Annotated in this window: 23 protein-coding genes; 9 read left to right on the plus strand and 14 right to left on the minus strand. The window is 61.7% G+C overall.

Features of this window, described 5'->3' with window-relative positions; translation table 11 throughout:
• Positions 1-421, minus strand: a 421-nt coding sequence (locus HMPREF3098_RS08015; protein WP_210385961.1) for a hypothetical protein, incomplete at its 3' end; no start/stop codon positions are given.
• A 648-nt stretch (positions 422-1,069) separates the two neighbouring features.
• On the opposite strand from HMPREF3098_RS08015, the gene HMPREF3098_RS11890 reads away from it, so the two are divergent.
• On the plus strand, positions 1,070-1,267 hold the full coding sequence (locus HMPREF3098_RS11890; RefSeq protein ID WP_246815898.1) for a hypothetical protein: 198 nt from the start codon (positions 1,070-1,072) through the stop codon (positions 1,265-1,267).
• A 158-nt stretch (positions 1,268-1,425) separates the two neighbouring features.
• On the opposite strand, the gene HMPREF3098_RS08020 is transcribed toward HMPREF3098_RS11890, so the two are convergent.
• The 4 genes from HMPREF3098_RS08020 to HMPREF3098_RS08035 form a co-directional block, all read right to left on the minus strand.
• Positions 1,426-2,319 (minus strand): DUF349 domain-containing protein, encoded by an 894-nt coding sequence (locus HMPREF3098_RS08020; RefSeq protein ID WP_070434712.1) that lies wholly within the window; start codon positions 2,317-2,319, stop codon positions 1,426-1,428.
• A gap of 72 nt (positions 2,320-2,391) precedes the next feature.
• Positions 2,392-3,207 (minus strand): AAA family ATPase, encoded by an 816-nt coding sequence (locus HMPREF3098_RS08025; RefSeq protein ID WP_070434713.1) that lies wholly within the window; start codon positions 3,205-3,207, stop codon positions 2,392-2,394.
• The gene (locus tag HMPREF3098_RS08030) at positions 3,204-4,625 is read right to left on the minus strand and encodes a Mu transposase C-terminal domain-containing protein (RefSeq protein ID WP_070434714.1); all 1,422 of its coding nucleotides are present in this window, start codon (positions 4,623-4,625) and stop codon (positions 3,204-3,206) included. Before HMPREF3098_RS08030 ends, HMPREF3098_RS08025 begins: the two co-directional genes overlap by 4 nt.
• A gap of 35 nt (positions 4,626-4,660) precedes the next feature.
• Positions 4,661-5,272: a recombinase family protein gene (locus HMPREF3098_RS08035; RefSeq protein ID WP_228073766.1), complete on the minus strand. Its 612-nt coding sequence runs from the start codon at positions 5,270-5,272 to the stop codon at positions 4,661-4,663.
• Positions 5,273-5,548: 276 nt separating this feature from the next.
• On the opposite strand from HMPREF3098_RS08035, the gene HMPREF3098_RS08040 reads away from it, so the two are divergent.
• From HMPREF3098_RS08040 to HMPREF3098_RS08065, 6 genes are all read left to right on the plus strand, one after another.
• On the plus strand, positions 5,549-6,145 hold the full coding sequence (locus HMPREF3098_RS08040; RefSeq protein WP_070434801.1) for a recombinase family protein: 597 nt from the start codon (positions 5,549-5,551) through the stop codon (positions 6,143-6,145).
• A gap of 7 nt (positions 6,146-6,152) precedes the next feature.
• Positions 6,153-7,541 carry a Mu transposase C-terminal domain-containing protein gene (locus HMPREF3098_RS08045; RefSeq protein WP_070434715.1) on the plus strand — a complete coding sequence of 463 codons (1,389 nt, stop codon included), beginning with the start codon at positions 6,153-6,155 and terminating at the stop codon, positions 7,539-7,541.
• On the plus strand, positions 7,538-8,347 hold the full coding sequence (locus HMPREF3098_RS08050; protein WP_070434716.1) for an AAA family ATPase: 810 nt from the start codon (positions 7,538-7,540) through the stop codon (positions 8,345-8,347). Before HMPREF3098_RS08045 ends, HMPREF3098_RS08050 begins: the two co-directional genes overlap by 4 nt.
• Positions 8,348-8,498: 151 nt before the next feature.
• Positions 8,499-9,026 carry a TetR/AcrR family transcriptional regulator gene (locus HMPREF3098_RS08055; protein ID WP_070434717.1) on the plus strand — a complete coding sequence of 176 codons (528 nt, stop codon included), beginning with the start codon at positions 8,499-8,501 and terminating at the stop codon, positions 9,024-9,026.
• Positions 9,023-9,382, plus strand: coding sequence for a DMT family transporter (locus HMPREF3098_RS08060; protein ID WP_046746592.1), 360 nt, complete (start codon positions 9,023-9,025; stop codon positions 9,380-9,382). Before HMPREF3098_RS08055 ends, HMPREF3098_RS08060 begins: the two co-directional genes overlap by 4 nt.
• Positions 9,382-9,699, plus strand: coding sequence for a DMT family transporter (locus tag HMPREF3098_RS08065; RefSeq protein ID WP_046746591.1), 318 nt, complete (start codon positions 9,382-9,384; stop codon positions 9,697-9,699). Before HMPREF3098_RS08060 ends, HMPREF3098_RS08065 begins: the two co-directional genes overlap by 1 nt.
• 23 nt (positions 9,700-9,722) lie before the next feature.
• Here the strand turns inward: HMPREF3098_RS08065 and HMPREF3098_RS08070 are convergent, their stop codons facing one another.
• The 5 genes from HMPREF3098_RS08070 to HMPREF3098_RS08090 all read right to left on the minus strand — a co-directional run bounded on the left by HMPREF3098_RS08070 (position 9,723) and on the right by HMPREF3098_RS08090 (position 11,809).
• Positions 9,723-10,055, minus strand: a complete 333-nt coding sequence (locus tag HMPREF3098_RS08070; RefSeq protein WP_046746590.1) for a hypothetical protein — start codon at positions 10,053-10,055, stop codon at positions 9,723-9,725.
• A 38-nt stretch (positions 10,056-10,093) separates the two neighbouring features.
• On the minus strand, positions 10,094-10,771 hold the full coding sequence (locus HMPREF3098_RS08075; RefSeq protein WP_070434718.1) for a GNAT family N-acetyltransferase: 678 nt from the start codon (positions 10,769-10,771) through the stop codon (positions 10,094-10,096).
• A 5-nt stretch (positions 10,772-10,776) separates the two neighbouring features.
• On the minus strand, positions 10,777-11,121 hold the full coding sequence (locus HMPREF3098_RS08080; RefSeq protein ID WP_200818375.1) for a DUF192 domain-containing protein: 345 nt from the start codon (positions 11,119-11,121) through the stop codon (positions 10,777-10,779).
• 91 nt (positions 11,122-11,212) lie between these two features.
• Positions 11,213-11,416 (minus strand): hypothetical protein, encoded by a 204-nt coding sequence (locus HMPREF3098_RS08085; RefSeq protein WP_070434720.1) that lies wholly within the window; start codon positions 11,414-11,416, stop codon positions 11,213-11,215.
• Between the two features lie 15 nt (positions 11,417-11,431).
• The gene (locus HMPREF3098_RS08090; RefSeq protein WP_070434721.1) at positions 11,432-11,809 is read right to left on the minus strand and encodes a hypothetical protein; all 378 of its coding nucleotides are present in this window, start codon (positions 11,807-11,809) and stop codon (positions 11,432-11,434) included.
• Between the two features lie 193 nt (positions 11,810-12,002).
• Here HMPREF3098_RS08090 and HMPREF3098_RS08095 point away from each other — a divergent pair, with 193 nt between their 5' ends.
• Positions 12,003-12,200, plus strand: a complete 198-nt coding sequence (locus tag HMPREF3098_RS08095; protein WP_070434722.1) for a hypothetical protein — start codon at positions 12,003-12,005, stop codon at positions 12,198-12,200.
• Positions 12,201-12,542: 342 nt separating this feature from the next.
• Here HMPREF3098_RS08095 and HMPREF3098_RS11895 read toward each other — a convergent pair whose 3' ends face one another.
• On the minus strand, positions 12,543-12,908 hold the full coding sequence (locus tag HMPREF3098_RS11895) for an adenylyl-sulfate kinase (RefSeq protein ID WP_228073762.1): 366 nt from the start codon (positions 12,906-12,908) through the stop codon (positions 12,543-12,545).
• A 165-nt stretch (positions 12,909-13,073) separates the two neighbouring features.
• On the opposite strand from HMPREF3098_RS11895, the gene HMPREF3098_RS08105 reads away from it, so the two are divergent.
• On the plus strand, positions 13,074-13,637 hold the full coding sequence (locus HMPREF3098_RS08105; RefSeq protein WP_070434724.1) for a P-loop nucleotide/nucleoside kinase family protein: 564 nt from the start codon (positions 13,074-13,076) through the stop codon (positions 13,635-13,637).
• Positions 13,638-13,775: 138 nt separating this feature from the next.
• Here the strand turns inward: HMPREF3098_RS08105 and HMPREF3098_RS11975 are convergent, their stop codons facing one another.
• From HMPREF3098_RS11975 to HMPREF3098_RS08115, 3 genes are all read right to left on the minus strand, one after another.
• Positions 13,776-13,907, minus strand: a complete 132-nt coding sequence (locus tag HMPREF3098_RS11975) for a hypothetical protein (RefSeq protein WP_256364850.1) — start codon at positions 13,905-13,907, stop codon at positions 13,776-13,778.
• Between the two features lie 76 nt (positions 13,908-13,983).
• Positions 13,984-15,450 carry a hypothetical protein gene (locus tag HMPREF3098_RS08110; protein ID WP_070434725.1) on the minus strand — a complete coding sequence of 489 codons (1,467 nt, stop codon included), beginning with the start codon at positions 15,448-15,450 and terminating at the stop codon, positions 13,984-13,986.
• A gap of 18 nt (positions 15,451-15,468) precedes the next feature.
• Complete coding sequence (locus tag HMPREF3098_RS08115) at positions 15,469-17,586, minus strand: exonuclease domain-containing protein (RefSeq protein ID WP_070434726.1); 2,118 nt, start codon at positions 17,584-17,586, stop codon at positions 15,469-15,471.
• Positions 17,587-17,731 lie beyond the last annotated feature (145 nt).

The raw sequence follows: 17,731 nt of genomic DNA on the forward strand, positions 1-17,731 counted from the left end.
GTGGGCCGTTGTGCCTGTATGGTTCTGCGAGCCAGCCGAATTGCAACTCCCAGATGTGAAACTTGCTAGGTATACTAATCGAGTTCGCACGCTCTAGTGACTCAACCTTTACTTCGGCGGCGACACGAGAAACGAAAGCACCAAGAATCTCTGGGTCCAACCCATCTTCCTCACGTTTCTCGCCTTGCGCAGCTCCGGCACGAAAAACCAAAAAAACAGGTTGGGGGAAATTGTGTTCATTCAATTCCCCTTCCCAGCCCTGCAGCGTAACCCGCTCCGTCCAGCACGTGACGGTATCGGAATCAACATGCTTTCCCATGGCCTTTTCCTGTTCACGGGTGAGGGCCACACCCACGAAGTCTTCCTCAAATGTCTCATTATGTCGAGCGAAAAGAACAAGAACCTGAGCATTGTTCCACAAGATGGCTCACCCTCCTTAAAACTCTATGGAGCCTACCTTGTCGCACCGCGTTTCTCTTCTGTACACCGTCCCTTGGTCATGGTGTAGTTGGCTTGAATCCGCGCCTTCGGTGCTGCCGTTATGTGGGATCAACACCCCATTTATCCCTCCTTAGTTCGCTGTTCGAGCTAAGGTATTTTCTAATCCGGAGGATTCTCAGTGAATGAGTGCAGCCGGTCGAGAGTGAGTTCGCGTCTCATCTGGGGCACCACTCCAGCTCACTTTCAGCACTATTCACGTCTCTTATGGGGATAACGCAACATGAAACTTCACAAGGCACTCACAACCACACTCATCATGCCCCTGCTAACCCTGGGTGCATGTTCAAGCAACGACGAAGCCACAACGACAACACCTGCTACCACCAGCAACGCTCCCAGCGCGTCTACGGCTCTATCTACCACGACTCAACCGTTGAAACCCGCTCCATCACCTACCGCCCCGCGTCCCGTACCTACAGAGGCTTCTTCTGAAACGCCCGCAGCAGCGCCAACTCAAGAGCCATACGTTATCGAGTGCTTACCAGGCACGCCGGGCCCATCTCGCATGTCCGACGGAACAATTCGAGCGACGGATTTCTGCGTCAACCAGCCAGGGGCTGACACATACATGGAATCAGAACGTGGCGCCGGTCTCGATCCATCGGAAGTGCCGTACACTAACGGCGGGACTTGCCCCGCATACAAGTGCGGATACGGCACTGCTCCAGACGGCACGCCAAATAAAGGAAGTGGACAGCTCCAATTCGAATACGGTTGCCGCCACGGTTACATTGACCCTCAACAATGTGCCGCAGCCGGATACTAGTCGCCACGACTGGTATTTACGCCTCGTTGGAAACAACGATCGAGAAAAAGTATCACTATTAACCGTAGTTCATTCCAATAGAAAACTAATCTGCATGGCCACCGCCTGCACTAATGACGGCTCAAAAATGCCGGCACAGGTGGATCGTAAGAAGGCGACTATGTCTGATTCCGGAGTTTGTATAGACGATTGTAGAGTTTTTCCAATTCCTCGCGATGAATTCGCTGCCATTGTTCGGCTTTGGCGATACGTTCATTCTGCTTAGAAGGTAGAAGCCAACTACGACCCTGCGAGCGCACCTTTTCGAAATGCGCATCTGCATGTCGAACAGCCTGTTCCTTGTCTCGGATGGCTTGTTCAAGGTGCTTGATGGCATCAATCTTGTCTTTCGGCCTCCATGCTGGATCGTCTTGCACCGAGGACCTCTCCCCTTTTCCGGACGACCACTGATTCTGGCCTTGCGTGAACTGCGCGTCGCGGCGTGAATAAAAACGATCTTTGGCCGCCCAGAACCGCCGGTTCAGTTCTTCCCGATCTTCTTTTTTGAGCGGACCGCGCTGTTCCCTCCACTGCTGCAGCAGTGTCCGCATATCGCCACTCATACTTTTCGGGTCAGGATGATCGGCTATGAACTCGGCTTGATCTACCAGCCGCATCCGGTTGTTCTTGTTCAACTCCATTTCCATAGAGCGCTGTTCCCAGTGAAGTCTTGATTGTTCGTAAAATTCATTACGAATGGAGTAATACTGATCGTTCAGCATCTGGTTTTCGTCATGACCAGCAAACCCAATGGCTTTCCATTCTGCATGCAATGATTTCGTCCGCTGGCCGGGCTCGCGAAAGTCTTGGGCTCCAAGAAGCGATTGAAGCTCAGAAATGATTCTTCTCTTTTGTGACGCATTCCTTTGAGCTTCTAAATCTCGCTGTTCATAGTATTGATTCTGGCGTTCGTAGAAAGTGCTACGTGCGTGAGAGAACTCATCCCACAAGCGTTGATTTTCGTCTTTGCCCGCAAAACCGGCGTTCTTGAATTCCGCGCTTAGTTGCTTCATCCGGGGGCCAGCCTGTGAATGTGATCGCTATGTGGCCTGCTTTTTTGATCACTATGTGTCGTACTGACCTGGTCAGTGGCCGAGTACCAGGGTGCTGGCGGCAGCTTCAATCACATCGTCGGTGATGGTCTCCAACTCGTTGATCTTCAACACTCGCTTGATCTGTGGGAACAATCGCTCCACCACACGGAAATTGCCGCGGGTCAGCCGCTCGATCGCGGCGATGGCCTGCGCATCCGTGAAATCCTCCGGGTTCAATTCTCTACCCAGGCGCCTCCAGTGCCGGTTCAGCACGAACAGCAGCTCGTCTTTGCCCAGGGCACGGTAGCGATGCGAGAACCCCAGCCGGCTGAACAACTGAGGGTAGTGCCGGAAGCGCTGGTCAATACCGGGCATGCCGATGAACATGATCGCCACACCGTCACGATCGTGGATGTCGCGCAGCATCTCCAGGGCGGTGGGAGGCAGACGTTCTGCCTCATCAATAATGATCAGTTGGGTGAGCTTCTCGCCACTGGATCTGCGCATGTGGAGCCTGTCCCGCTGTCCGGTGGCCATCAGATGCTCCATGATGCAGACGTCGAGTTTGCCCCGGTAAAATTCGATGTCACGGATCAACGTCCGGTACTTCGGTTGCACCTCAGGGGTGTAGAACACGGTGCGCGCCCGATGAGCCGTCGCGTAGATGGCCAGGTCAGATTCACTGCGTGGACCCCAGTCGTCAATGAACGAGCCCAGAGCATCCCAGTGGGCATAGCGTCTGGCGGACTGTGTTTTGCCGACTCCTGCATCACCGTGGCAGATGCCGATGGTGGCGTCTTTGCGGATCGCGTTGGCGAACTCGACGAAGCGGCGGTGCTCTTTGGTGACGATGAAGTCGCGGTTCATGGTGACAGGTCCTCTTCATAGGTCCGCAGGCGAGACGTACGACCACGCGGCCGTGGCGCTTCGGCGCTCACATCGGGGTTCACAGGGGCAAGGTCTGATGGGCGTGGCTCGTGGATGGGGATGCGCTCGTTGATCCCGGCACGTAGTTGACGCCGTCGGCGTCGACGAGCGGCCTGGATATCGGCCAGGCTGTAGCGCTGGTTGGGGTGGTCTTCATCGACAGCGACGCACAGCAACGTGTCGTGGTCGTAGACCCGGATCTCGGAGAGATCCCGCGGGTCGTAGCGGATGGTGACGTCATGGCCGACAAAAGGTGCCAGGGTCGGGCTGATGTAGCGCTGGCCTTGGAAGTGGATGCCGTCTCGCTGGACTCGGCGGTGGGTGGAGACCCGCAGCAGGAGTCCGTCGAGTTCTTCAAGGTTCTCCGGCATTCTGGGGATCCACCCCTGCCCGATCCACGCGGCTTTCGGGCTGGTGTTGATTGAAGAATGCGTGCGCTGGTTGTAGCTGCTGATGAACTCGCCGACGGCGGTATCCAGGCTCGTCAGGTCTAGTACGGGGTGTGGGTTGCGGACGCCGGGGGCGAGGTGGCCGGGCAGGGTGGTGAGAAGTTCGGTGTTGACGGTGCTGAAGAACCGCTCGATCTTGCCGCGGCCCTGCGGACGGGCGATGGTCGAGTGGATGATCCGGATCTTCAGTGCTGTCGTGGTGTACGTGATATGGCCACTGGTGAAGTCGGAGCCGTGATCGACGTAGAGGACGTCGGGAATACCGCACATCGCCCAGGTGGGGTCTGTTTTTCGCCAGATCGCCTGGCGTAGTGCCAGGGCGGTGTTCATTGCCGAGGGTGCGGTGGTGGTGACCATGTAGCCGCACACTGCCCGGGAGTAGTCGTCGATGATGATGGTGAGCCAGGGGCGAGTCGGGGTGCCGTCCGGGTTCTGGATGAGGATGTCGAGTTGGGTGTGATCGGCCTGCCAGATGGCGTTGGGGTGTTCAGCCCGGTGCCGGTAGACCAGTTCGTGTCGATCTCGGTAGGACGTCGGGCCCTCCAATGCGAGGGTGACCATCGCCGGGTCAAGGGCTTGGATGATGCTGCGCACGGTGGCGTAGCTGGGTGGTTTCAGCGATAGTTGTTGTGCTCGACAGCTCACGAGGCGATGCAGGGCGGCGATCGATGGGCGTGGCTTGGTGAGACCAAGGTGTTCGATGTAGGCGACGAGTTCCGCGGATATGCGATGGGCTCCGGCGTCGGATCGTGTGGTGTTGCGTAGCCCGCGGATTCCGTCGGCGCGGTATCGGGCTACCCACCGGGATAGGGTTCGGGTGCTGATGTCGGTGGCCTGTGCCAGGTCGGTCAGGGTGATGTCGTCTTCGATGTGGAGCCGGAGGATCTCCCAGCGTTGCATCTCGTCCATCACCGTCACCTCACGCGCTGGTCATTGTGTCCGTGTCAGGCGGGCAGTGCTGACTGTCGTCGTTTGGCGCCCTGCAGATGGCGGTACAGTGTCGCCCGTGACCAGCCGACCATGCTCGCGGCGTCTTCGGCACTGCGGCCTTTGGCTCGTTCCTCGGCGACGATGGCGAGTTTGCGGTCGACCACCTCTGGATCCACAGGTGGTCGGCCGAAGCGGGTGCCGTTGGACTTTGCTGCGGCGATGCCGGCGTTGACGCGTTCGGTGATCAGTTCTCGTTCGTACTCAGCCAGGGTGCCCAGCATGCCGAGCATCAACCGGCCCGAGGAGGTCTCCGGGTCGATGCCGTCGGAGACGGACTTGATTTTCACGTCTCGTTCGCGTAACAGGTTCACCGTGTTGAGTACATCGAGTAGGGACCGGCCCAGCCGGTCGATGCGCCACACCACCACCGTGTCACCGGGTTGAGCGTAGGCGAGGAGCTTCTTCATCCCCGGACGCTCAGTAGCGTTTTTCGCCCCGGAGGTGACATCGCTGAAGACATCACGGTCCTGAACCCCGGCGGTGACCAAGGCGTCGTGTTGAAGAGTCGGATCCTGACCGACGGTGGACACCCGGGTGTAGCCCAACAGTCTCATGACCACCATCATGCCTCACCAAACCCCAGATTGGAAGAAGGTGGAACACATTACGGTGAGACAGGTATACGAGACAGTTTTCGGGTCGATTCTCGCAGGAGCGCCCTGTTTCAGTGCGTTCGCCGTAGATGTCTTGTAAACCTTTAGCTAAATGAGACATGATGAGCGATGCGTCAAAGGGTGCCGTCGTCGCACAATTTCGGGCGCTGAGAACGTCTCGAAAAGTTGCCTCATCGCGCTCTGCCTCACGGGGTCGCGCGACAGGAGTTTGTGAGGCATGCTGATCGGGTGAGGCTTCTCGGGTACACGCGCGTGAGCACCGTCAGTCAGGACGCGCGCCTGCAACTCGACGCCCTGGGCGCGACGGGTGTTGAGGCGAGGGACGTCTTCTCAGACGTGACCTCGGGCAGCCGTGCCGCGGTGCAGCGGCCAGGGATGAAGAGACTTCTGGAGTACGCGGAGCCCGGCGACACGGTGGTCGTCTGGCGCATCGACCGACTCGGGCGCTCCCTCATCGACGTGCTGAACACGGTGAACCTGCTGCGCGAGAAGGACGTGAAGGTTCGATCGATTTCGGATGGCATCGACCCCGAGACCTCGTCCGGGCGGATGATGCTGGGCATGCTCGCGACGCTGGCGGAGTACGAGCGTGAACTGATCACCGAGCGAGTCAACGCCGGCATCGCCGCGGCGAAGCAGGCTGGCACGCGCTTCGGCCGGCCACCCGTGGATCCGGGCGTCGTGAAGGAGAAGCTTGCGATCGTGCGAGACGCGCGCGCGAAGGGACGCACCGCCGAAGACGCAGCCCGACTGGTCGGATGGTCCAGAGCGACGCTCTACCGTCATCAGCACGCCACCGGCACCCCGGCAGCGGTCGGCGACTAGATGTGCCATGGACGCGCTGGCCCGGTGGCGGATCCTGCGTCTCCATGTCGAGGATGACATTCCCCTGGCCACGCTGGTCAGGGAGACCGGAATCGGTCTGCGCACCCTTCAACGCTGGAACCATGACTACGCGGTGGCGGGGATCGACGGGCTGAAACCGAGCGCGCGAGCGGACGCGGGGACCCGGCGCACCGACCCAGACCTGGTCGCGTTCGTTGAGCAGCTCGGACTCACCAAACCGCGTCCCGGGATGGCGGCCTTGCACCGGCTCGCCATGGCCGAGGCCGACCGCATCGGGTGCGCCCGTCCAAGCTATTCGACGGTCCGGTCGATCCTGCACCGCCTTGACCCGGCACTCGTGACCCTCGCGCTGGACGGCCCAGCCGCGTACCGGGACCGACACGAGCTAGTGTTCCGCCGCCGAGCCGAGCGACCGAATGCGATCTGGCAGGCCGATCACACCGAACTCGACATCCTCATCGTCGGCGCCGATGGGAAGCCGGAACGCCCCTGGCTAACGGTCGTGATCGACGACTACTCGCGCGCGATCTGCGGGTACACCGTGTTCACAGGGGCGCCCTCGGCGATCAACACGGCGCTCGCATTGCGGCAGGCGATCTGGCGCAAGACCAACCCGGCTTGGGCGATGTGCGGTCTCCCCGACGTGCTCCACGTCGACCACGGCAGCGACTTCACCAGCAGGCATCTGGAGTACACGGCGGTGGCGTTGAAGATCCGGCTGATCTACTCGACAGTCGGCCGGCCGCAAGGTCGCGGGAAGATCGAGCGATTCTTCGGCACCGTGAACACCGAACTTCTCACGACCCTCCCCGGCCACCTCACCCCTCGGGCACGAGCCCCGAAGCCGCAGCTCAGCCTCGCGGACCTCGATCAGGCCATCGGCCGGTTCGTCACCGAGTACAACGAGCGCCCCCACAGCGAGATCGGCGCCAGCCCGAAGGAGGCCTGGATCGGTGACGGCTGGTTGCCGCGGATGCCCGACAGCCTCGACCAGCTCGACGGGCTGCTGCTGACCCTGCCGAAGAACCGCGTCGTCCAACGCGATGGCATCCACTTCCAAGGCCAGCGGTACCTCTCACCCACACTCGCGCCGTTCGTCGGACGCAGCGTGACAATCAGGTACGACCCGCGCGACGTGTCCGAGATCCGCGTCTACGACCACGACACGCACATCTGCATCGCGATCGACGAAGCACACCCCAACCAGCGACTCTCCCTGCGCGACATCGAGACCGCCCGACGCGCCCGCCGTCGGCGGCTGCGTCAACAGATCAACGAACGCATCCCCCAGACAGCCGTCCGTGACGAGCCGCGAACCGAGCCGCGGACACCACGCCAGGTGAGACTACGCACCTACGAAGAGGACGAGCCATGAGCCGCGACTTCATCGTCACGAAAGAACACCGCCGCTTCATCGAATTCGCCAACGCCGTCCGCAAGGAACGCACGATCGGCATCTGCCACGGCGATGCCGGCGTCGGCAAGACGCAATCCGGCCGCCGATACGCCCACTGGGACACCCTGGAACCCTTCATCACCGAGTGGGGACCGCGGAGCGAGACCGACACAGAGCATTACGCCACCGCGAACCGATCCCGGACCCTGTTCTACACGCCACCGGTCCTCCCCAAGCCGGCGCAGCTCGTCCATGAGATCGACCACCTGCAGACCAGGCTGGGCATCTGCATCGATGAGCACCTGCGCGCCACCGGCAAAGTTACGGGGACTCACGGCCGCTACAACATGGGCAAGCGGGTCGAGCTGCTCATCATCGACGAGGCCGAACGCCTCACGCCCACGGCCCTGGAAGTCCTCCGAGACCGGCACGACCGTGAGCACACCGCGATCATCCTGATCGGCATGCCCGGCATCGACCAACGATTCCGGCACTACCCCCAGCTCTACAGCCGCCTCGGGTTCTCCCACCGCTACCGCAACCTCGGCCGCGACGAACTCCTCTTCGTCCTCGAACGTCGCTGGAAGCGACTGGGCCGCACCCTCGACCCCGACGACTTCACCGACGCGCAAGCCATCGCCGCGATCGAACGCATCACTCGCGGCAACTTCCGCCTCCTCGAACGCCTCTTCCCCCAAATCGCACGAGTGCTCAAGATCAACGAACTCGAGACCATCACCGACGACGTCGTCGAAGCCGCCGCCAGCGTCCTCGTCATCGGATAGCCACCGCCAAACAACAACGCAAGAACACCGCCAAAGAGCGTCAACATTCACACCTGGTCGTCGACGTCGACGAGGCCGCCGAAAACGATCGTTTACGGCTGAGCCCGCAGCTAAGTTGACTTACCATACGTATGGTAGGTATATTTGAAATGTGCCAACCAAAATCGAACTTCTCGATCACGCAGTTGAAGTCCTTCGCCGCGGCGATGCCCTCGCCCTCGATGCAGTCGCTCGCGAGGCGGGGTTGACGAAGCCCGGGGTGGTCCACCATTTCGGCACGAAAGAAGTTCTCACTGTCGCAGTCGTGAACCGCATCATCGACCGCTGGGAAGCGGATCTGCATACTCGGGCCTCGACGGATGCCGAGCCGATCGACAAGCTGCGCGCGTACGTCGACTACGCACTCAATGGCGACTTCGACTCCAGCGATCTCGCCCTGCTCGCGGACGTGAACCTGCGGGAGCGGTTGTCTGCTCTGTGGGCGGAACGCCTCACCCCGTGGCTCGGCAGCGACATCGACACTGACCCGGCGAGCCGCGCATCACTTCGAGCCGCCCGCCTGCTGGCCGACGGCGCATGGTTCAACGCTGCTCTCGGCATCCCCACCGTCCGCGACGACGAACGATCCGTCCTGCGCGCGATCGCCCTGCAACTCGTGAATGAAGGAGACCCCCAGTGACCAACAAAGCCAAAGGCTGGCTGTTCCTCATCGGCGCGATCGCCGCAGAGGTCACCGGCTCACTATCCCTCAAGGGGGCGCTCGACGCACCCGCCCTCTATGCACTCGTCGCAGCCGGCTACATCGGCGCCTTCGTGTTCCTCAGCCTCGTGCTGCGCACCGGCATGGCCCTCGGCGTCGCATACGGCATCTGGGGAGCCTCCGGGGTCGCACTCACGGCGCTCCTCTCCCTCATCATCTTCGGCGAACCGCTCACGCTCTTGATGGGCATCGGCATCGTCGTCGTCATCGCCGGAGTGCTCTGCGTCGAACTCGGCGCACAGGCCGGTCACAAGAAGAAGGCAGAGGTCGCGTGATGGTCTGGCTGTTCCTCATCGGCGCAATCATCTTCGAGGTCGTCGGCACGCTCTCCCTGCGTATGGCCGTCGACAAGAAGCGCTGGTACGTCGGCGTGGCGGTGGGCTACGTCCTCGCATTCACCATGCTCAGCCTCGCCCTCGCCGGCGGCATGGCGCTCGGCGTCGCCTACGGCATCTGGGCCGCATCCGGCGTCGCACTCACCGCCATCCTCAGCAAGTTCCTCTTCAAAGAGCCCTTCACCTGGCTGATGGGCCTCGGCATCGTCCTCATCGTCGGTGGCGTTCTCTGCATTGAACTCGGAGCCGTCCACTAACCCGGCGATCGTTTACAGCGGGGCTACCAAACGTCGGTCGGGTCAGAGATTCGCTGACATGCTCCCTGCCATACCCAGCACCGCAGCTTGTCGCCGTCGATCGTCACCTGGACGCCCACGGCGTCGGCCGTCCAACGTTTCACCTGGACGACGCACCGGACGTTCGTATCCCCGAACTGGAGCCAGGCGTGACCCCATATCGTCATCTGCTCGGGAACGATGGTGAGCGGCTGCGCATGCAATCGAAGCTGGAGGGAATCGAGGGTGCGCAGCGGCCCGCGCTTGCGCGCCTCGCGCAGCTCTCGCTCTTCGCCCCTCTGCGCCGGCAGATGCGGGTAGCGCTTGTTCGTTCCCACTGTGACATCGTTACGGGAACATCAGACGTCGAGCGTGGCTACTTCGCCTCGGGCGTCCCGCAGTTGGGGCATAGGAGGTAGCCGCCGTCCTCGTCGACGAACTCGAACACGTCGCGGCACCGCGCGCAGTTGATCTTGCCCTGGTGCATTCGCCATGCGTCGACGTAAAACCATGTTCCGTCAATGCCCGGGTAATGGCTCAGCTCGCTGTTGGTGGGACGCCGTGCGGGGAGTCCCGTGTTGTGACCGACAACGGTCGCGCCGGACCTGCGGTAGAAGTCCGCGCTATTATTCCGGTCGTCCACGAACCCGTCGAGGTAGCGGCCACCATGAGGAAGAGCCCAGTACGCGGCCTCTGAAAGCAGCTCTCGGCCGATACCGGACCCGCGGGCCTCAGGCAGCACGAAGAGGGCGGCGAGGATTCGGTGTGTTGTTGCGAACTGCCGCGCGGCGTCGGGCTCTTTCGATATCAGCTCGTCGGACACGAACGGCTCGACCACGGCGCCGCCCAGCATCATCCCCCGGTCATCACTCGCACCGATGATGATGCTCGGCTCAGGGTGGGTGTCGTCTCCGAAGATCCTCCGGAGCTGCGCCGCTCTTCGCCGGTCGTCGGCCGCCACCATATGCGGGGGCGCATAGCCGATGATGAGCTGCGCCGCGACGGTCTGCACAATCTGCCTGGCCTGCGGGGTGTCAATCCGTCCTACGCCCATCTGTCCTACTCGCTCTCTACCTGCACGGTTGTCTCTGGCGACACATGGCTGAATGTGCCAGCCGGGGCCTCAAGAATCGCGTCTACGACACCCGGGGACGCCTCACGGGGGCATGGGTCCGTCGAACACGGCTGGAGCGTCACAACGCCCGTCACGCGCCCGTCGCGGATCCACACGACGTCGAGCGGCACACGGGTGTCCTGCATCCACACCTCCGTGCGCTGTGCGTGCTCGAGCGGGAACCACATGCCGGTGCCCTCCGGCACGCTGTCGCGCCCGCTGAGCCCTTGGCGCTGCGCCTCGGTGCTGGTTGCTTGCTCGGCGGTGACCGTCACCCCGTCGATGGTCACGCGCAGCTCGTCGACGCCCGCTGAGCATCCGGCGAGTATCGCTGTGAGAACGGCGGCCGCCGCCGCCGCTCTGAACGTACGGTGCACGGAACTATGCCGCTTGGAAGGTGACCACTCCGCCGGACAGGACGAAGATCAGGCCCGCAGCGATGAAGCCAACGATGCCAATGACGAGGCTTCCCGTCTTGGGTTCCATAACGCTTCTCGTGGCGAAGGAGTAGATGACAAGGATCACGGACGCGACGGCAGCCACGATCGCAACCCACTGGATGATGTTGTTCAGGTTCTCAAACATTGCGGTTCGCTTTCGTCATTCCAGCGGCCGGCCCACGGGGCCGGTGCCGGGGGGCATCAGCTCGAAGTGCTTGCCCCCGTTGAATTCACGCTCCAGGTCCTCGACGAGGCCCATGACGCCGTGCAGCTGCATGTCGGTCATGTTCCGCCAGCGGTACTTATCCCGACCAGCGAAGTACGCGGCGCGGATGCGGCCGCTCTGGTCGCTGTCCGCGTAGTAGGTCATCTTCGGGCGGGTGAGCTTGCTCGCTCCCTCTCCCCCGCTCGGCGTCGATGCTGCCGGCGCTTCCGCAGCCGGGGTCGGTGTCGGCTGCGCTGCCGGCACTGCCTGGGTGTTGACGGGCGTCTGCCCGCTGAGCGCGGACGTGCGGCGTTCGCTTCGCTTCGTGGCCATGTTCTTAGTTCCTTCCGGTGAGCTGGTTGAGGTATCCGTCGTAGATCGCTGCGAGCTCGCGCCAGTCCGGGCCACCCTCGTCGAGCCCGAGCCCTTCCTCAGTCGCATCCGAGATTGACTGCCGCTTTGGAACAGGCGGGGTGAGCAGCGAGAGGCCGCGCGCCTCGGCGGCCGCCTCGATTTCGCTCGCCCAGTGGCCGCCTCCGACCGTGCGGGACTCGTGCTGGTTGAGAACGACGCCGCCAACGCGCAGCCGGGGGTTGTAGCTGTTCTACACCTGCGTGATGGTGTCGAGAAGCTTGGCGAGCCCGTTCGCGCTCCAGAGCTTCGTCTGCGTAACCTCGACCAGCTCGTCATCAACGCGCTCGCGGCCTGGATGTTCCACAGGTAGAGCCGTGCCGCCTCGACGACGTCTCCCGTGGCCTGCCTGTAGGTCTGGAATCGGGCGGTCGGGATGGCGTGCTCGATCTGCCTGGCGGCACAATATGTCAGCCTGGGCACTGGATACTTGCCTTTCGTTCGGGGGAGCGGTACTGTTTAGCCCATATAGCGGGACAGTACCCGCAGTTACAGGACACCGGCGCTGAGATTAGATCTCAGGGCCGGTTCCTTTTTTGCTTGGCCACAGGGCGGCCACACGAGCATCGAGCTACACGCCCAGGCGACTACCCGTCGTCTACCTTCGTAGCTGGGGTCTGCTCGGGGGAATGCAGTCGACTACCAGGCACTTTGCTCATTGGAGGGCCACGCGCTGTCCCGATGTCTCACCCCGTAGCAACATCGCTCTGATGTGGGTCGGTTCGCAGCATGATTCCTGAGATGCACTGTCCTTAGCCTGCAGAACATGCGCCAGGCGGAGCAACTGCACGCCGAACGTAAACGAAATCGCCGAGTCAGCGGTTCGATTGCTGTGCGATGTCGGGTTTCGCTCTGCCATCTGCTGCTCCCACGGTGCAGGGTACGCGAGGTCGAGCGCATCGCCCTCGATGACGACGTGCTTGACTCCGCGTGCAGACAGGAGGTCATGAAGGGCGAAGGCCACGGTTGATTTTCCTACACCGGATCGCCCGCCGATCAGAAGCATATGCGTGCTGTTCATGGCCTCATGATGACATGTCCCGATGTCGGAGGGCTATCAGCGGCTTGCCCACCGTCGAGGCGCTGATCAACGGTTTCGCCGCCTAGTGATGTCATGACCTTCTCGTGTGTGTGGCAGTAGGCCACTTCGAGTGAGGCAGCGGGTATCGAAAGGTAAACTGCCCGCATGCAGCAGACTCAGCCACACGTCATATGGATCAACGGTGCGTTCGGTTCGGGCAAGACGACGGCAGCGAAGTTGTTGGCACGAAAAGTTCCCGGTGTGGTGATCGTTGACCCTGAAGAGGTCGGGGCTCTTCTAAGGCCTGTTCTTCAGCCGGTGGTGCCCGTCCACGACTTCCAGGAATGGCCCGCATGGAGAAAGCTTGTGGCTACCACGCTCAACGCTGTCCTCCGGGAGTTGCCGGAGGGCAGCCCCGTGACCATCGTTGTTCCCCAGACTGTGATGGTGGAGGACTACTGGTCGGAGATTACGTCCGACCTTGATCCATCGGTCCGACTCACGCCTGTGGTACTGAACATCGATCCAGTAGAACACCGACGCCGCGCAGAAGAGGACACTGAAGAGTCTGGTGCTCTGCGATGGAGGCTGAACAAATTCCCAGTCTTTCAACAGGCAGCATGGCTCCGACGTGCGTTTACCAACATCGACGTTTCCTCGTTGACCCAGGAGCAGACGGTCGCAGCTATCAGGGCGGTGGCGTTCCCTCCCGACCCTGAAGCTGTGTGAGGGGCAGGTCACGATCGGATACAAAACCTTATGTCCCTCTGTGTAACGTGACCCGGTTTGAGACGACAGCTTTAGGTGCGGAGTTGGGCCCTGCACGCCACAGAGCGACCACAGAATCACGCCATATATCGATCACATTCACAGGCCAGCCGACCGGAAGTCATCACTGTGAGCCAGCTGCTGTGCCTCTTGAATCAGGCTTTCTTTTAAGTATGCTGCGTTACGGAATTGCTCCTGCTTGGCTTGCCAATCGCCATTACTCCAGCTCATGGCTCTAAGAATAGCGAGGTTGGAGGCACACACTTGCTTTTACGCAAAATGATCGATGGGTTGCAGCAGTACGTTTTTAGCTCAGCCCGCGCACAATGTCCGCGAGGTCTTCTTGCCGACGGTGCGTGAGCAACGCGACCGCCCGTCGGCGAGGAGCTCCCGGACGCAACCCGAGGGCAACATTGATCGGCTCCAAAAGCTGCTCCGGTGAACCGCGGAAATCGGTGGCGGGCAGGCCGAGGGCGTCATAAACAATTGCGATAGGTGGGTGCGCCTCGCCAGCACCCACGTCACCAGCTCCTGGGTCACCAACACCTGAGTCGCCAGCGCCCGAGTTGCCAACGTGCGAGTCGACGGAATCTCCCGAGCCACCCGAGCCACCCGATCCCACCGACGGTCCCGCTGCCGCTCCAATACGAGCAGCCGGGGCTGGGATCACGTCGAAAGTGCCGTCGTTGCCGAAGCGGAGAAACACGCGATCACCTTCCTGCGCGCCCAGGTCTTCGAGGAATCCCCGCACGGTGGAGGTGTTAGTCTGCCCCAGCTTGTTCACACCCAACCGCTGGTCACCCAAGCGCGACTCAAAGATCTTCTCCTCCCCCCACCCGAGGTCGAAGTGATTGGCCAGGCCGGACCCCACGCTGGAACCACTGCCACGCAGATGATCGTGAGTCACCGTCACCAGCTGGTGCCAGTGACCATCGATGTTCACGAGGTCGCGAGTTTCCTCTGGAGCGCGGGACACTCGTTGAGTCTCTTCCGCTGGCCGACGGATGACCATTCCATCGATGGTTTGGTAGTCACTACCGTTGGCGTACATCTTCACCGAGCTTTCCGCGACTTCCTTGGCTTCCGCCTCGGCGACGAGCTCCGCGACGCTTACGGCAGGGATTTCGCCGAGCTCGGGAATCTCGACCGTGTTCTCGCTGGTCTCGATCCGCTGGCCAATCCAGTCTGCGATGCTGTTGAACTCCTCGTGTTCCCACCGCGCGAGCACCCATTTCGACGCCGAAACTTTCACCAATCGCGGATCCACGCTGAACTGGTTGGCCGCGCTCCGGGCATTACCGCCACCACTGGCCTCCACCATGTCCTCCGCTGTCATCGGCTCGCCCTGCAGCGCCAGCACCGCCACCGCACGATCCGGGTGGCTACCGGTTCGGACAACTACGTGATCATCCAGGATCATCCACTTCGCCATCATCTCTCGCGCGCAGAATTCCTCGAACGTCTCGCGATCGATGCCCACGGCCCGCGCCGCGTCGTCCAAGGCAATAATGCCGTCCTCATTCGCCGTAGCCTCCACGGCATCGCGCAACCGCTGCGGAAAATCTGGCTCGCAAATCCACCCACCTTCAACAGTCCATGGCGCTGTTGCCCGTCCCTCGTTCTCCACGCGCCCCACAGCCATGAACACGTCGTTGTAGGTCACGTCGCTGCCGAAAGCGACCGCGGCCAGCGCCGGCAGGTCCCTGCGCACGTGCTCCACCCGGGCGATTGGCGCGATCCACTGATGAATCCGCGCCACAACCAGGTCAAACAAATCCCGATGGGCCTCGAATTACTCCGCCATCTGCTTTTCTAACTGACGCACGCGCTCGCGAGTCACACCCATCCTTTGCCCCAGCTCATCGAGCGTGGCCGCGCCGAACCAACGCTCCATCAGGATCAACCACTTCCGGTTGTCACCCCGCGTTGCCGCACGCAGTGGGTCCACCGCCACACGGAACACATCCTCTACCGGATCTACCTCCCCGCAACTGTCGATCAGGTTCGGCACGTACTCCGCCAGCGAGTCGTCAGCGGTAGGCACCACACTCCCCGCAGCCTCCGCATTCATTCCGCTGAGCTGCAGCCACCCCAACCACAAACGCACCTCATTCGTGGGCACACTAGCCAGCATCTCGCCGCTGCGCAGCCCACTGCGCGTCGCAACCCCGGCCGTAGCCACGGCCCCAGTCACAGACTCAACCCCAGCCCCATCCCCTTCGGAGTCATAGAATTCATCAGCCAATCCCCCATACATTCCCGCACCCAACCGATCGTCATCTTCCAGATGCTCTCCGGTCGCTTCTTCGGCGTCGATCGCGGCCAGAACTACACGCTCAACAGCGTTTCTTACGCGCTGCTTCCCCATTCCTTTGACGCCCTGCAGGTCCATCACACTCGCATCCAGCGGGTTGACGAACAGTTCCATCCATCGCCGTTCCGTAGGGGTGTCTACACGCAGTTCCAGCATTCCACCGTGGTTCTGCCCGCGAGCTTCCTCCCCTTGCACTCCCCCGAACACGTGCGAAAGGGAATGCAACGCGCGTGTCGGATGGTGCTCAATCCACAGCTCCGCGGCTCGCAAGGTATCGAATTCTTCGCCTGCTTCGAATTCCACCTCCCGCAGCCATGGGAACAACGCAATCTCCTGCGGCTCTGTGCTGTGCACCCCAGCAGCATCCAAGTCGGGTTCCGGGGACGTCTCGGCCTCCGTCATGGCGGAAAGCAACTGCGCGAACACGCGCTCACCGATAATCGGCACGCCAAGATCGCGGGCCTTCCGCGCTTTCCCGCTGGTGGAATCCGGGTTAGCGGCAACCACAAGGACGGACTTCTTCGTCACTCCCCCGACATCTAGTCCCACCGACTTCGCGCGCTGTTCCCACTCGCCGCGGGGCAAGTCCAGTTGCCCGGTGAACGTCACTCGATCGCCCGGCGTCAATGCTAATCCCACGGTTTGTTCGCCAGTTTGGGGCGTGGCAATGAGCTGTTCCGTCAGGTTCGCATCCACGCCGAGCTGACCAGCCACTGTGCGCAGGGTGTGCTTTTCTTCCTCGGTGACTACTCCATCCAGCCACGCTTCTACCGACAGTTGCCGCAGGAAGTCTTCGTGAATCGCCAGGATGTCATCGTGCGATATCCCGTCGCGGACAGCGCTTTCCTCCAGCTGCTTAATCTCGCTGGCTGACAGGTGCCTATCCGTAAGTGCTGCTGCGAGCAGCTTGCGGTAACGGTCGGAATCCGCTGTTCCGCGCCCTCCGGGGAGCTTCGCCGCCAGGCCCGCCAGCCAACTACCGTCGTGTGGCGCGGCCCCAGTGGCGTCGTCCCGAGAGATCGCCCGCCCGCGGCGAGGATAAGTTGTGGGTGGCACGGCGAGACTTGCGGCGCCGGACGCCACCCGGCCGAGGTCATTGCGCAGGTGGCGATAGATTTCCGCGGTCGCCAGCGCATCGGCTAGAGCGGCGTGCGGGCGGTCGTTGGTGATGCCCAAAAGCTTGGCAACCTTGTCTAGCGATCCGTTGGTTTCCGGGAAGCACTGGCGGCACAGCGGCAGGGTGTCGTGGACCCAAGCGCCGTAGGCAGGAAGTGTGACACCGATTCTTTCGAACTCGGTAGTCAAAAACCTGATATCGAAGGGCGCGTTGTGGGCGATGATGGTGCGCCCGTGAAGGATCTCCGCGAGTTCCCCGGCGATGTCTTCGAATTGAGGGGCATGCACCAGGTGCGAGGGCGTGAGTTTATGCACGAAGCTATTGGGAATGTCGCGGTTGGGTTGCACTATGGTCTCCCACGTTCGTTCCACGTTGCCTGCTTGGTCCAGCAGAACCACACCGATCTCAATCACGCGATCGGATTTGCTGAAGCCGGTGGTTTCCAGGTCGATGACGGCGTAGCGCTGCGGGTTGTGCATGGTTCCTTCTTTGGGGCTGGGGCTAGTGCTTGGGGGCTGGGGCTGGTGCTTGGAGTCTGGGGGCTAGAGGTTGGGGTTTGGGGGCTAGTGATCTTATTCGCGTTCGGGGTTTGTGCTTTGATCGTTTGTTCTTGCTTGGTTTTGG

This window comes from Corynebacterium sp. HMSC28B08 (assembly GCF_001806865.1).
GTDB classification, from domain to species: Bacteria; Actinomycetota; Actinomycetes; order Mycobacteriales; family Mycobacteriaceae; genus Corynebacterium; species Corynebacterium auriscanis.